Source organism: Streptomyces sp. NPDC019890, from assembly GCF_044903445.1.
GTDB lineage: Bacteria > Actinomycetota > Actinomycetes > Streptomycetales > Streptomycetaceae > Streptomyces.
Genome location: NZ_JBJDQK010000015.1, coordinates 51,915 through 65,133 on the forward strand (window position 1 = coordinate 51,915; position 13,219 = coordinate 65,133).

12 protein-coding genes are annotated in these 13,219 nt (G+C 69.7%); 6 read left to right on the forward strand and 6 right to left on the reverse strand.

The window, feature by feature from the left end; genetic code table 11:
• Positions 1-28: 28 nt before the first annotated feature.
• A complete protein-coding gene (locus ACI2LP_RS30335) occupies positions 29-1,228 on the reverse strand; it encodes a sensor histidine kinase (RefSeq protein WP_404727732.1) in 1,200 nt (399 codons plus the stop codon).
• A 99-nt stretch (positions 1,229-1,327) separates the two neighbouring features.
• Here ACI2LP_RS30335 and ACI2LP_RS30340 point away from each other — a divergent pair, with 99 nt between their 5' ends.
• On the forward strand, positions 1,328-2,320 hold the full coding sequence (locus ACI2LP_RS30340; protein WP_404727799.1) for an SAM-dependent methyltransferase: 993 nt from the start codon (positions 1,328-1,330) through the stop codon (positions 2,318-2,320).
• Positions 2,321-2,402: 82 nt separating this feature from the next.
• Positions 2,403-3,545 carry an NADH-quinone oxidoreductase subunit D gene (locus ACI2LP_RS30345; RefSeq protein WP_404727733.1) on the forward strand — a complete coding sequence of 381 codons (1,143 nt, stop codon included), beginning with the start codon at positions 2,403-2,405 and terminating at the stop codon, positions 3,543-3,545.
• Between the two features lie 44 nt (positions 3,546-3,589).
• Here the strand turns inward: ACI2LP_RS30345 and ACI2LP_RS30350 are convergent, their stop codons facing one another.
• The 4 genes from ACI2LP_RS30350 to ACI2LP_RS30365 form a co-directional block, all read right to left on the reverse strand.
• Positions 3,590-4,597, reverse strand: a complete 1,008-nt coding sequence (locus ACI2LP_RS30350) for a hypothetical protein (protein ID WP_404727734.1) — start codon at positions 4,595-4,597, stop codon at positions 3,590-3,592.
• Positions 4,598-4,747: 150 nt separating this feature from the next.
• A complete protein-coding gene (locus ACI2LP_RS30355) occupies positions 4,748-5,719 on the reverse strand; it encodes an ABC transporter substrate-binding protein (protein ID WP_404727735.1) in 972 nt (323 codons plus the stop codon).
• A 22-nt stretch (positions 5,720-5,741) separates the two neighbouring features.
• Positions 5,742-6,410 (reverse strand): ABC transporter permease, encoded by a 669-nt coding sequence (locus tag ACI2LP_RS30360; protein WP_404727736.1) that lies wholly within the window; start codon positions 6,408-6,410, stop codon positions 5,742-5,744.
• A complete protein-coding gene (locus tag ACI2LP_RS30365) occupies positions 6,410-7,186 on the reverse strand; it encodes an ABC transporter permease (RefSeq protein ID WP_404727737.1) in 777 nt (258 codons plus the stop codon). Before ACI2LP_RS30365 ends, ACI2LP_RS30360 begins: the two co-directional genes overlap by 1 nt.
• A gap of 128 nt (positions 7,187-7,314) precedes the next feature.
• Here ACI2LP_RS30365 and ACI2LP_RS30370 point away from each other — a divergent pair, with 128 nt between their 5' ends.
• Positions 7,315-8,562, forward strand: coding sequence for an ABC transporter ATP-binding protein (locus ACI2LP_RS30370; RefSeq protein ID WP_404727738.1), 1,248 nt, complete (start codon positions 7,315-7,317; stop codon positions 8,560-8,562).
• Here the strand turns inward: ACI2LP_RS30370 and ACI2LP_RS30375 are convergent.
• Positions 8,549-9,661, reverse strand: a complete 1,113-nt coding sequence (locus tag ACI2LP_RS30375) for an alpha/beta hydrolase (protein WP_404727739.1) — start codon at positions 9,659-9,661, stop codon at positions 8,549-8,551. The genes ACI2LP_RS30370 and ACI2LP_RS30375 overlap by 14 nt on opposite strands.
• Positions 9,662-9,805: 144 nt before the next feature.
• Here ACI2LP_RS30375 and ACI2LP_RS30380 point away from each other — a divergent pair, with 144 nt between their 5' ends.
• The 3 genes from ACI2LP_RS30380 to ACI2LP_RS30390 all read left to right on the forward strand — a co-directional run bounded on the left by ACI2LP_RS30380 (position 9,806) and on the right by ACI2LP_RS30390 (position 13,199).
• Positions 9,806-11,641: a phosphatidylglycerol lysyltransferase domain-containing protein gene (locus tag ACI2LP_RS30380; protein WP_404727740.1), complete on the forward strand. Its 1,836-nt coding sequence runs from the start codon at positions 9,806-9,808 to the stop codon at positions 11,639-11,641.
• Between the two features lie 257 nt (positions 11,642-11,898).
• Positions 11,899-12,756 carry a dihydropteroate synthase gene (gene folP, locus ACI2LP_RS30385; RefSeq protein WP_404727741.1) on the forward strand — a complete coding sequence of 286 codons (858 nt, stop codon included), beginning with the start codon at positions 11,899-11,901 and terminating at the stop codon, positions 12,754-12,756.
• Positions 12,753-13,199, forward strand: coding sequence for a nuclear transport factor 2 family protein (locus ACI2LP_RS30390; protein ID WP_404727742.1), 447 nt, complete (start codon positions 12,753-12,755; stop codon positions 13,197-13,199). The genes folP and ACI2LP_RS30390 overlap by 4 nt, the downstream gene beginning before the upstream one ends.
• The last annotated feature ends 20 nt before the right edge of the window (positions 13,200-13,219 follow it).

The following is a 13,219-nucleotide window of genomic DNA, read 5'->3' on the forward strand; positions in this document are numbered from 1 at the left end:
CTCTAGTGGCGGGCTCTGGTGGCGGGCTCTAGTGGGCGGGCTTGAGGGGAAGCAGTGCACTGATCCGGAAGCCGCCGCCGGGCCGTGGCCCCGCGTCCAGCGTGCCGCCGACCATACCGACGCGCTCGCGCATGCCGATGAGCCCGTGGCCCTGGCCGTCGGCGCCCCCGTCCTCGTACAGCTCGTGCGCCGAGCCACGGCCGTCGTCCTCCACCAGCAGCCCGAGGCCGTCGTCGAAGTAGACGAGACGCACGCTGGCTCCGACGTCCGGGCCGCCGTGCTTGCGGGTGTTGGTCAGCGCCTCCTGGACGATGCGGTACGCGGTGAGCTCGACGCCGCTCGGCAGCGGCCGCGGCGTTCCTTCGATCTTGAAGTCCACGGTCAGACCTGCCCGGCGCACCTGCTCGACCAGGTCCTCGATCTGCTGCACATCGGGCTGCGGGACGTACTCGCCGCTCTCCGGGGCGTCGCCGGTGCGCAGTACGCCGAGCAGCCTGCGCATCTCCGCGAGCGCCTGGCGGCCGGTGGTCGAGATGGTCTCCAGCGCCTGCTTGGCCTGGTCGGGCGCGGCGTCCAGGACATACGCGGCGCCGTCGGCCTGCACCACCATCACCGAGACGTTGTGCGCGACAACGTCGTGCAGTTCGCGGGCGATCCGGGCGCGCTCGGCCGCGACGGCGACCTTCGCCTGCGCCTCTCGCTCCTTCTCCAGCCGGGTCGCGCGCTCCTCGAGCTGGGCGAAGTAGGCGCGCCGAGTGCGTATCGAGTCGCCGAGCACCCAGGCGAGTGCGAAGGGCACGCTCATGACGATCGTGAAGAAGATCTTGCCGCCGAGGCCGGTGTTCTCCGCGGGCCAGCGGATCTGCGAGAGCGTGGCCGCGGAGAGCCCGCCGGCGAGCGCGAGACGGGACGCCCAGCGGGGTCCGTCGTGGGCGGCCACGGTGTAGATGATCACCAGCATCGCGAAGTCGGCCGGGTTGACGTCGACGTCCGCCACGAGCTGGGCCACGCCCAGCGCGGCGGCGAGGACCAGCATCTTCTCCGGCATACGGCGGCGCAGCGCCACCACCACACACAGCAGGAGAACGATGAACGCGGCCGACCAGCGGGCCTCGACCCCGACCGGCACCTGGATCACCCACAGCATGGAGAACCCGAAGAGCATGACAGCCCAGAAGGTGTCGACGCCCATCGGGTGTCTGCGGATGAAGTCATAGAGGCGCTGCACGTAACCCAGAGTAGGGAAAGCAGATAGGTGCAGGGGTCAACCGGAGGAGCGATCCGGGCGGCGGAGGCGTACTCCGCAAGGTGGAGACTTGTGCCCGTGATGGATGACGTGGCGGCTGAGACGTGTCAGTGGCGGGGTTGGCGGGAAGCGACTCAGGCTGCGCTGTACGGACCCGGCGGCTTCTATCTGCGGCCCGAGGGACCGGCCGGCCACTTCCGTACCTCGGTGCACGCCTCGCCCCTGTTCGCCGCGGCCGTCGCGCGACTGCTTCTGGCGACGGCGGACGAGCTGGACGAAGTGGAGGAAGTGGCGTTCGTCGATGTCGGTGCGGGGCGCGGCGAACTCCTCACGGGCGTGCTGGCCGCGCTCCCCTCCGGCTTCCCGGTACAGGCGTACGCCGTCGAACAGGCCCCCCGGCCCGCCGGCCTGGACCCGCGGATCGAGTGGTGCGCCGAGCCGCCCGCCGGGGTGAGCGGACTCCTCTTCGCCAACGAGTGGCTGGACAACGTCCCGGTGGACGTCGCCGAGGCGGATCAGGACGGGGTGGCGCGCTACGTCCTCGTCCGCCCGGACGGCACGCAGCGCCTCGGCTCCCCCGTCACCGGCCCGGGCGCGCAGTGGCTGGCCCGCTGGTGGCCGCTGACGGAGCCGGGCATGCGCGCGGAGATCGGCCGCCCGCGCGACGAGGCATGGGCGTCGGCGGTCGGCACGCTCCGGGCGGGGCTTGCGGTCGCGGTGGACTATGCGCATGTACGGGACGCCCGGCCGCCCTTCGGAACGCTGACCGGGTTCCGGGCCGGCCGGGAGGTCCAGCCCGTCCCGGACGGCAGCTGCGACATCACGGCGCATGTGGCCCTGGACGCGTGCGCGCTCCCGGGCGCAACCCTGACCACCCAACGCGAGGCCCTCGCCGACCTGGGCGTCTCGGCCACGCGGCCCCCGTTGTCGCTGGCGTCGACGGACCCGACGGCCTACGTCCGCGCGCTGGCCTCGGCGAGCGAGGCGGCGGAACTGACGGCGAGGCCCGGCCTCGGCGACTTCGGCTGGCTCCGCCAGCGGGTGGGCCGGCGATCAACCCCGCCCGGCGTTTGAGGACCGCGGTTCACCATCAAGCCCTCCCGGGGTTTGAGGACCGGATTCGGGGCGGAGCCCCGACAGAGGGATACTGTCGCCCATGACGGAGACGACGGTCGGCATCGGCGGCGCGGCAGAAAGCACCGACATGGTGCTCAACATCGGCCCCCAGCACCCTTCCACCCACGGCGTCCTCCGCCTCCGTCTCGTACTCGACGGCGAGCGCATCCAGCACGCCGAGCCCGTCATCGGCTATATGCACCGCGGCGCCGAGAAGCTCTTCGAGGCGCGCGACTACCGCCAGATCATCATGCTGGCCAACCGCCACGACTGGCTCTCCGCCTTCTCCAACGAGCTCGGCGTCGTCATCGCCGTCGAGCGCATGCTCGGCATGGAGGTCCCCGAGCGCGCGGTCTGGACCCGTACGCTCCTCGCCGAGCTCAACCGGGTCCTGAACCACCTGATGTTCCTCGGCTCGTACCCCCTCGAACTGGGCGGAATCACCCCGATCTTCCACGCCTTCCGGGAACGCGAAGACCTCCAGCACGTCATGGAGGAGGTCTCCGGCGGCCGGATGCACTACATGTTCAACCGGGTCGGCGGCCTCAAGGAGGACCTTCCGGCCGGCTGGTTCGGCCGGGCCCGGCAGGCGGTGGCGGAGCTCCGTTCCCGGATGGATGTGTACGACCGGCTGGTCCTCGGCAACGAGATCTTCCGCGGCCGTACGCGCGGCGTGGGCGTGCTGTCGGCAGAGGCCGTGCACGCGTACGGAGTCAGCGGCCCCATCGCCCGCGCGTCCGGCGTCGACTTCGACCTGCGGCGCGACGAGCCCTATCTGGCGTACGGGGAGCTGCAGGACACCCTCAAGGTCGTCACGCGGGCGGAGGGCGACTGCCTGGCCCGCTTCGAGGTGCTGCTCGATCAGACGCACAACGCGCTGGAGCTGGCGGATGCCTGCCTGGACCGGATCGCAGACCTCCCACCGGGACCGATCAACCAGCGGCTGCCGAAGGTGCTGAAGGCGCCCGAGGGCCACACCTACGCATGGACCGAGAACCCGCTCGGCATCAACGGCTACTACCTGGTCTCCAAGGGCGAGAAGACCCCTTACCGGCTGAAGCTGCGCTCGGCGTCGTACAACAACATCCAGGCGCTGGCGGTGCTCCTGCCGGGGACGCTCGTCGCCGACATGGTGGCGATCCTGGGCTCGCTGTTCTTCGTCGTCGGCGACATCGACAAGTGATCCACCGGCGAGTGATCACTCGCCGGCAATCAGCGGGCCAGTGATCAGCTGACCGCGTCGCGCAGGGCGACCACGTCGAGGTGTTCCGTTTCGTCGTGCGCGGTCAGGTCGATGACCTTGCCGACCGGGCGGGCGTCCGCCGACTCCTGCTCGGCCAGCGCCTCCTCGCCCACCACATCGGCGAGATCCTCGTTGTGCGCGGCCTCTATCGCCTTCTGCGCACCCGCGCCCGCCGCCGCGGCGGCAGCGGCAGCGGTGGTGCCGAAGAAGTCGAAGCCGCCCTCGGGGCGCTTGGCCGGGCGGCGCTGGGGTCCGTAGGGAACGATCGCAGCCGCTGCCGGGACGGGACGCCTGGCGGGGACGGCGGACGACGGGCGGGTGTGCTGCTCTCCCCCGGCGACCGCCGCGTGCTTCCCCTGCGGTTCGTCCGCCTCACGTGCCCGCTCCGCAAGATCGCGCGCTCGGGCGTCCTCAACGGTGCGCTTGGCCTCCTGCTCGGCGGCGTTGCGCGACAGCTCGTCCAGGGCCTTGTTGGCGCGCAGGAAGGTCGCCGGAGTGGGCGTGGTCCCGGCCGGGGGCAGCGCCTTGACCGGGGACGACGCCTCCAGCGCGAGCTGCCGGCGGTCCTCGAGCACACCGGCCCGCTCGGTCTCGGCGGTTGCGTACCGGCGCAGCAGCGCGGCGTGCTCACCGCGCAGCGCGGCCAGTTCGACCCGTTTTGCCCGCAACCTCGCATCGAGCTTGGCGCGCAGCTCGCGCGACTCCTCGATGTCCGTCTCCAGCTCGGCTATGCGCTCCTCGGTCTTCCAGGCGTCGCTCGCTCGGCCTCGGGTCAGCTCCGCGACCCGGCGCCCGGCGGCCCGGTCCCAACTGCGCATCATGACGGCGCCGGTGACGGCCGCGGCCGTAGCGGCGGTGACCAGCGAACGGAGCACAACTGGCTCCGCCAGAAACCACGCGCCGGCAGCACAAAGAACCGACGCTCCGGCAACCGCCGAAGGCGGCAGCAGCCTGTGAAGGGGTGGGGAATGGCGGTGGCGTCCACGTGGCATGGCCTGAAATTTACCGTGCGTAGACGCCGAATGGGGTCTCGGACCGGCAAATCTCTCGTTCAAGAACGCCGGGCCGTACCACGGCCACTTCCGAGGCAGGCGCCCGCCACTTCTCCAAGCGGGCACCCGCCTCTCCGAAGCGGCCCCTCACTACTTCTTGAGCAGGCCCTTCGACTCGAGATATGCCTTCGCCGCGTCCTCGGGCTTCGCGCGCTCGGCGTCCACCTTGCGGTTCAGGTCGGCAAGATCCTCGGTGGTCAGCACCTTGGTGAGCTTGTCGAGGACATCGGCTATCTCCTTGGAGCCCGCGTCCTTCGCATTGACCACCGGCAGCACGTTGTCGGCGTTCTGGAGCTTCTTGTCGTCCTCGAGGAAGACAAGGCCGTCCAGCACGGCGTCGGTGGTCGTGGTGAGCACCAGCTGGTCGGTGCCGTCCTTGACGGCCTGCTTGGACTGCGGGGTGCCGACGCCCTTGGGGTCGATGCCCGCGACATCAATGCCGTACGTCTTCTTCAGACCGGGCGCGCAGAACGGCCGCACCTCGCACTCGTCGCCCGCCGCGATCTTCACCTTCAGCTTCGACTTCCCAAGATCGGAGAGAGTCTTCAGCTTGTTCTTCTCGGCGAATTCCTTGCTGACCGCGAAGGCGTTCTGGTCGACGGCCGCACCGGCGGACAGCACCTTCAGCCCGCGCGGTTCGGCGAGCTTGGTGAGCGCCGCGACGGTGGCGGTGACATCGCCGGACGCGACCGGCTTCTCGTCGGGCGCCTTCGGCCCGTTCGCCTTCGCGTTGAGGAATTCGGCGATCGTCGCGGCATATTCCGGTACGACGTCGATCTCGCCCTTCTCCAGGGAGGGTTCGTACAGCTCACGGTTCTTCACCGTGGTGACCGATGTCGTGTATCCGGCGTCCTTGAGAAGCTGTGCGTACAGCTCGGCGAGCACCTTGGACTCGGTGAAGGACGCGGCGCCGATCACGAGCGTGCCCTTCTTGCCCGAGCCGCCGCCCGAGGCCGAGCCGCCCTTCTCCTTCTCCAGGCTGTCACCGCCGCATGCGGCGAGAGAACCCGTCAGGGCCACCACACCGAGTACCGCACCCGCGATGCGCGAGGTCTTGCTCATCAGGTTCTCCGTCCAAGTGTTGTCACACGGTCTTACGGAGGGGGCTCAGCAGCCGGTCGGCCGCCACCAGCACCCCCTCCACCAGCAGCGCAAGCAGCGCCGCCAGCAGCGCGCCCGCCACCACCTGCGGGGTGTTGTACGTGTTGAATCCCGCGGTGATGATCCGGCCGAGGCCGCCCTGGCCGACCATCGAGGCGATCGTGGCCGTGGCCACCACCTGGACGGCGGCCGACCGCAGCCCGGTCATGAGCAGCGGGTAGGCGAGGGGCAGTTCGACCCGGAGGAAGAGCTGGCCGCCCGACATCCCCATCCCCCGCGCGGCCTCCACCACCGCCCGGTCCACCTCGCGCATGCCGACGTACGCGTTGGTCAGCAGCGGCGGCACCGCGAACAGCACCAGCGCGATGATGGTGGGCAGATAGCCGGCGTTGCGCAGCGACGTGAGCATGAAGAGGGCGAGGACCGCGAAGACGGGGATCGCCCGCCCCGCGTTGGAGATATTGATCGCGAGCGCGCCGCCCCTGCCGAGATGCCCCAGCCACAGCGCGATCGGCAGAGCGATGGCACAGGCCAGCACGAGAGCAATCCCGCTGACGTACACATGCTCGCCAAGGCGGTGCCAGGCGCCGCTCTCCCCCGACCAGTTGGAGCCGGTGGTCAGCCATGTCCACGCGTCGGCCACTACCCCCATCAGCCCGCCACCTTCACCTTCGCCGCGGAATTCCCCGCGGAATTGCCCACGGAGTCCCCCGCGGAATTCCCCGCCGACTGCGCCGCAGGCTTCCCCGTACGTATGCGGGTCCAGGGCGTCAGCAGCCGCTGCAGACCGAGCAGCAGCACATCGGCGACGGCCGCGAGCAGCACACAGAGCACGGAGGCGGTGAGCACCTGTGCCTTGAAGGTGGTCTGCACCCCGTCGTCGATGAGATTGCCGAGGCCGCCCTTGCCGACGAGCGCGCCGACCGTGGTGAGCGCGATCGTCGAGACGGTGGCTATGCGCAGGCCCGCTATCAGCGCGGGCAACGCAAGGGGTAGTTCGACCTCCCAGAGCAGCCGCCCCGAGCCGTACCCCATTCCGCGCGCGGCCTCCCGCGCCTCGTCGGGCACCGCCTCGAGACCGGCCATGATGTTCCGCACGAGAATGGTGAGCGAATAGAGCACCAGGCCCGTCACCACCAGCGCGGCCGAAAGGCCGAACACCGGCAGCAGAAGCGAGAACATCGCCAGCGACGGAATCGTGTAGAGCAGGGTCGTCAGGCCGAGGACCGGGCCGGCGAATCGCGGCTTTGCGCGGGCGAGCAGCGCCAGCGGAAAGGCCACGGCGAGGCCGATCAGCACGGACACCACGGTGATCCAGACATGCTGGACGGTGGCGTCGGTCAACTCCTGGCTGCGGGTGCGCAGGTACTCCCCGCAGATCCAGTCATTGGCCGCCAGACAACTCTGCGCAGCCTGCTCCGTACTCATGCGCCCCCACCTCCCCAGCAGTGCCGTACGTATGTCTGGCGACCCTATCCCTGACCACTGACAATCGCCGAGGGCCGCCACATTGCAGCAACATGGCTTTCACACAACACCCGTCACAATGGGGAACCATGATCCGATTCGAGCACGTCACCAAGCGGTACCCGGACGGGACGACAGCGGTCGACAACCTGTCGTTCGAGGTCGCCGAGGGCGAACTGGTCACGCTCGTCGGACCCTCAGGCTGCGGCAAGACCACGACCATGAAGATGGTCAACCGCCTCATCGAGCCGAGCAGCGGCCGGATATTCCTCGACGGGGCCGACATTTCCGCCATCGACCCCGTCCAACTGCGCCGCCGTATCGGCTATGTGATCCAGCAGGTCGGCCTGTTCCCGCACAAGACGGTCCTGGAGAACGTCGCGACCGTCCCCCATCTCCTCGGCTGGAGCCGCTCCAAGGGCCGTGAACGGGCAGCCGAACTCCTCGATCTGGTGGGCCTGGACCCGGGGACGTACGGCGCGCGGTACCCCGAGCAGCTCTCCGGCGGCCAGCGCCAGCGCGTGGGCGTGGCCCGGGCGCTCGCGGCCGATCCGCCCGTGCTGCTGATGGACGAGCCGTTCGGCGCGGTCGACCCGGTGGTGCGCGAGCATCTGCAGAACGAGTTCCTCAAGCTCCAGTCCCAGGTGCGCAAGACCGTGCTCTTCGTCACCCACGACATCGAGGAGGCGGTCCGCCTCGGCGACCGCATCGCCGTCTACGGCCAGGGGCGGATCGAGCAGTTCGACGCCCCGGCGGCGGTCCTCGGCACTCCTGCCACTGCGTACGTGGCCGACTTCGTCGGCGCGGACCGCGGTCTCAAGCGGCTCTCCGTCACCCCCATCGAGGAGAGCGATCTGGAAGAGCCTCCCGTCGTACGGCTCGACGACCCGCTGCCGAAGGAGCTCGGCTCCCGCTGGGCCGTCGTCCTGGACGAATCGGGCGACCTGCACGGCTGGATCTCTGCCGAACAGGCGCGGCAGCAGGGCTCCGTACGCGAATACGCCCGCCGGATGGAGGCCTGGCTGCCCGTCGGCGCCTCCCTGAAGCAGGCCTTCTCCACGATGCTGCAGCACGACGCGGGATGGATCGCGGTCATCGACAAGGAGGAGACCGGGCGCTTCCTCGGGGTCCTCACCCCGGCCCGGCTGCACGAGGCGCTGCGCCGCTCGATCGACGCGGACGCGCAGGACATTCCCCGTACCGCGGTCGAGCTGGAGTCGATCGAGACGGTCGCGCCCGTAACGCCCGTGACGGACACGTCCGTGCAGGACACGTCCGCCACGGAGAAGACAGACACCGTGACTACAGACACGAAGACGTCCGTCACGAAGCGCTGAGCCTGCCGCTCATCCACACCAGGGCGGGCGGAATCTCGCGCCGCCAGGTGTTGAAGTTGTGCCCGCCGCTGTCGAGCATGATCGACGAAACGCGCGCGGGGGCCTTCACCTTGTCGATGAACTTCAGGGTGTTCTTGAGGTTCGCCTCGCCCGACGTGGAGCTGGTCACCAGGAACGACGACTTGCCCTGCGGCAGATGGTCCAGGCTCCACAGCAGATTGGACCGGTTCTTCTCCTTCTTGTTGCCCTGGAAGAGATCACCGGTCGTCGGGTCGTCGGCGGCCTTGTAGTACGCCGAGAGGCCCGCGGACGCGGCGAACTGCTCCGGGTGGTGCAGCGCGATCTTCAGTGCGCAGTAACCGCCGGTCGAATTCCCTATGAAGCCCCAGTTCTGCGGCTTGGTCCCGACCCGGTACGTCTCGGAAACCGCCTTCGGCAGGTCCTTGGCGAAGAAGGTCTCGGTCTGCGGCCCGCCCGGTACGTCGACGCACTCGGTGTCCCGCGGCGGCGCGACGGTCGGCCGCAGCATCACCAGGATCATCGGCTGCATGGTGCCGTCCTTGGCCTGCTGGTAGGCCGTCCTCGGGTACTTGAGCCCCTTGAGCAGGTTCTCCGCGGTCCCCGGATACCCGGTCAGCACGACAGTCGCCGGAAAAGTGTTTTTCGCGAATTTCGGCTGGAAATATTCCGGCGGCAGATAGACATAAGCCGGGCTGTCGATCTTCGATTTCTCGCCCGCGATGACGATCTTCTGTATCTGACCGCCCGCCGCCGGCCGTGCGCCGCCCGGCACATCGAGCCTCTTCTTCTCGACGATCTTGATCCGCTTCGCACCGGCCGAGTGGTCCACCACCACGCCCATCTCCTGTTCCTGACCGAACAGGTCGGACCAAGACCCGTAGAAGAGGAAGGAGTTGTTGGCCGCGAGTCCGACCGCGGCGAACAGTGCGAGCTGGGTAACCAGCAGCAAGCCGATCCTCCCGGTCACGGCGCGCCAGCCGCGGCGGGCGAGCCGTGGCCAGAGCCAGACCGTGGCGGCGAACAGCAGCACAGCCACGAGGACGGCCAAGGCCAGAACTTTGTTACTGGTCAGACCCATGAGTCGCGTGAGCTTTCTTCCTTGAGAATTTCCTGTGAATGAGTGAACCCGCCTCCCGAAAGTCCCGTCCTAGAGAGCGCTAATCGTCCGAAGCCCAACCTGCGGCCCACGGACACTGGATCTCTCGCGAAGTCACGGGAAGCGATGTCTGCAACGGTAGATGGGGACAAGTCAGGATTGGTTCCGGATTGGGTGCGTCGCGTGCTGCGCGGCCCCCGGCCGGAGTCAGTTCCTTCGCTGGTCGGAACGGCCTGCACACTCGTCGGCCTGATCGACATTGCCGCCGGGGTCTTTCCCCGGTTCCGGCACAGCCGCATGCACTCCCTGGCCGAGGTGCTCCCCGGAGCCACCGGCCCCTTCGCCGCGGCGCTCTCGCTGAGCGTCGGCGTACTGCTTCTGCTGCTCGCCCACGGGCTCAAGCGCCACAAGCGCCGGGCCTGGCGGGCCGCGGTGATTCTGCTGCCCGTCGGGGCGGCCGGGCAGTTCGTCTACCGGCACTCGATCATCGGCGTACTGCTCTCGCTGGCGCTGCTCACACTGCTGCTGCGCCACCGGAGTGAGTTCGCGGCGCTGCCGGACCCGCGCAGCCGCTGGAAGGCGCTCGCCAACTTCGTCCTCATGGGCGCCGGTTCCCTCGGGCTCGGCCTGGTCATCGTCAGCGCGCACCCCGGCAAGGAGGTCGGCAGCCCGAGCCTGACGGACCGCCTGGAGCATGTCCTGTACGGGCTCTTCGGCTTCGAGGGTCCCGTCGACTACTTCGACGGGGTGTCCTGGACCGTCGGTTACTCCCTCGGCGCACTCGGCCTGCTGACCGCCGTCACCACCATCTATCTCGCCTTCCGCCCGGAGCACCCGGCCGCGCGGCTGACCGAGGACGACGAGCAGCGGCTGCGCGACCTGCTGGCCAGGCACGGCGGCCGCGACTCACTGGGCCACTTCGCGCTCCGCCGCGACAAGGCCGTCGTCTTCTCCCCCAGCGGCAAGGCCGCCGTCACCTACCGTGTGGTTTCCGGCGTGATGCTCGCCAGCGGCGACCCGATCGGCGACGTCGAGGCCTGGCCGGGCGCCATCGAGCGCTTCATGGACGAGGCGAAGGCGCACTCCTGGACCCCGGCGGTGATGGGCTGCTCGGAGACCGGCGGCGAGGTCTGGACCCGGGAGACCGGTCTGGACGCGCTCGAGCTCGGTGACGAGGCGGTGGTGGATGTCGCGGATTTCTCCCTCACCGGGCGCGCGATGCGAAACGTGCGCCAGATGGTGAAGCGCATCGAGCGCAATGGATACGAAACCCGCGTGCGGCGCGCTCGTGACCTCTCGGACGAGGAGCTGGAGCAGATCCGCCGGGCCGCGGCGGACTGGCGCGGCACCGACACCGAGCGGGGTTTCTCGATGGCGCTCGGCCGGATCGGCGACCCGGCGGACGGCGACGCGGTGATAGCCACGGCGCACAAGCAGGACGACGACGGCACTGCGTCTCCGTACGGCGACGTGAAGGCGATCATCCACTTCGTCCCGTGGGGTACGGACGGGATGTCCCTCGAACTGATGCGCCGCGACCGCTCGGCGGACCCAGGCATGAACGAACTGCTGATCGTGGCCGCACTGCAGGCGTCTCCCGGGCTGAAGATCGAGCGGGTCTCGCTGAACTTCGCGATGTTCCGCTCGGCGCTGGCGCGCGGCGAGAAGATCGGGGCCGGGCCGGTGCTGCGCATGTGGCGCGGACTGCTCGTCTTCCTCTCGCGCTGGTTCCAGATCGAGTCGCTGTACAAGTTCAACGCGAAGTTCCAGCCGCGGTGGGAGCCGCGCTTCGTGGTCTTCCGCAACACGCGTGACCTGCCGCGTATCGGCTTCGCCGCGATGCAGGCAGAGGGCTTTGTGAACGTCGCCCTCCCTCGCCTCTTCCCGCGCCGCCGCCCGGCCCGCCAGCCCCGCCCGTGCGCGCACATCGCGCAGGCGGAAAGGGAAGTCCGCGCGGCGTAGACCGTACGCGTGAGCCGCTGGGCCACCCCGGCCCGTCGGCGGCACGAAGCCACCCGCCACCGCGGGAGCCGGCCCTGCCGGGCCCGCCGCCCTCGGCAGCGCTCGGCCCGTTCGGCCCGGGGACGCGGAACAACCGCGTCCCCGGGCCGAACGGGTTCCGTGGGGGGGGTGCCCCGCGCCCCAGCAATGGCTGGCGGGTGGGGTGGGGACAGCGCACCCGGCGATGAGGGACCTGGGCGCGGGCCTAGGCTGGGGACATGAGTACGTTGCGCGCACGGGGCACGGCCAGCGGGCTGCCGGAGTGGGATCGCTGTGCGGTCATGGGGGTCGTCAATGTGACGCCCGATTCCTTCTCCGACGGCGGTCGCTGGTTCGACACCACCGCCGCCGTCAAGCGCGGCCTCGAGCTCGTCGCCGAGGGTGCCGACCTCGTCGACGTCGGCGGCGAGTCCACCCGCCCCGGCGCCACCCGTGTCGATGAGGACGAAGAGCTGCGCCGCGTCGTCCCCGTCGTCCGCGGCCTCGCCGCCGAGGGCGTCACCGTCTCCGTCGACACCATGCGCGCCTCCGTCGCCGAGAAGGCAGTCGCCGCCGGCGCCGTACTGGTCAACGATGTGAGCGGCGGCCTCGCCGACCCCCGTATGGTCCCCGCCGTCGCCGCCACCGGCGTCCCCTTCGTCGTGATGCACTGGCGCGGCTTCAGCCAGGACATGAACTCCCGCGCCGTCTACACCGACGTTGTCGCCGAAGTCGTCGCCGAGCTCCGCGCCCGCATGGACGCCGTCGTCTCCGGCGGCATCGCCCCCGAGCGCATCGTCATCGACCCCGGCCTCGGCTTCGCCAAGCAGGCCGAGCACGACCTCGCCCTCGTCGCCCACCTCGCCGAACTCCACGCGCTCGGCCGCCCCCTGCTCGTCGCCGCCTCCCGCAAGCGTTTCCTCGGCCACGTGCTCGCGAAGGAGGGCGCCCCGCCGCCCGCGAGAGAGCGGGACGCCGCCACCGCCGCGGTCTCCGCCATCGCCGCGCACGAGGGCGCGTGGGCCGTCCGCGTCCACGAAGTGCGCGCCACGGCCGACGCGGTACGCGTCGCCCGCGCCGTCGAGGGCGCCCGGTGAGCCGTACCGACGTAGAACTGGTCGAAGAGGCCAACACCACGTTCTACGAGACCATGGAGCGCGGTGACTTCGAGAAGCTCTCCAGCCTCTGGCTGGACGAGGACATCTCGTGCATCCACCCCGGCTGGCCCGTACTCTCCGGCCGCGGCGAAGTGCTCCGCTCGTACGCCCTGATCATGGCGAACACGGACTACATCCAGTTCTTCCTCACCGACGTGAAGGTCAGCCTGCACGGCGACACCGCCCTCGTCTCCTGTACGGAGAACATCCTCAGCGGCGGCCCCGCCGAGGAGGCCGGGGAGCTCGGCCCGCTCGTCGGACAGCTCGTCGTGGCCACCAATGTGTTTCGTCGCACATCGGACGGTTGGAAGATCTGGTCACACCACGGTTCACCCGTACTGTCCGAAAGCGACGCCGAAGAGGACGACGAAACCTCCTCATAAGGAGGTAACCAGCCCGACGG

Excerpts from the sequence above, each read along its gene's own strand:
- ACI2LP_RS30345 (WP_404727733.1), top strand. The coding sequence starts at position 2,403 with ATGACGGAGACGACGGTCGGCATCGGCGGCGCGGCAGAAAGCACCGAC.
- ACI2LP_RS30365 (WP_404727737.1), bottom strand. The coding sequence starts at position 7,186 with ATGAGTACGGAGCAGGCTGCGCAGAGTTGTCTGGCGGCCAATGACTGG.
- ACI2LP_RS30360 (WP_404727736.1), bottom strand. The coding sequence starts at position 6,410 with ATGGGGGTAGTGGCCGACGCGTGGACATGGCTGACCACCGGCTCCAAC.
- ACI2LP_RS30380 (WP_404727740.1), top strand. The coding sequence starts at position 9,806 with ATGTCTGCAACGGTAGATGGGGACAAGTCAGGATTGGTTCCGGATTGG.
- ACI2LP_RS30340 (WP_404727799.1), top strand. The coding sequence starts at position 1,328 with ATGGATGACGTGGCGGCTGAGACGTGTCAGTGGCGGGGTTGGCGGGAA.
- folP (WP_404727741.1), top strand. The coding sequence starts at position 11,899 with ATGAGTACGTTGCGCGCACGGGGCACGGCCAGCGGGCTGCCGGAGTGG.
- ACI2LP_RS30355 (WP_404727735.1), bottom strand. The coding sequence starts at position 5,719 with ATGAGCAAGACCTCGCGCATCGCGGGTGCGGTACTCGGTGTGGTGGCC.
- ACI2LP_RS30350 (WP_404727734.1), bottom strand. The coding sequence starts at position 4,597 with ATGCCACGTGGACGCCACCGCCATTCCCCACCCCTTCACAGGCTGCTG.
- ACI2LP_RS30370 (WP_404727738.1), top strand. The coding sequence starts at position 7,315 with ATGATCCGATTCGAGCACGTCACCAAGCGGTACCCGGACGGGACGACA.
- ACI2LP_RS30375 (WP_404727739.1), bottom strand. The coding sequence starts at position 9,661 with ATGGGTCTGACCAGTAACAAAGTTCTGGCCTTGGCCGTCCTCGTGGCT.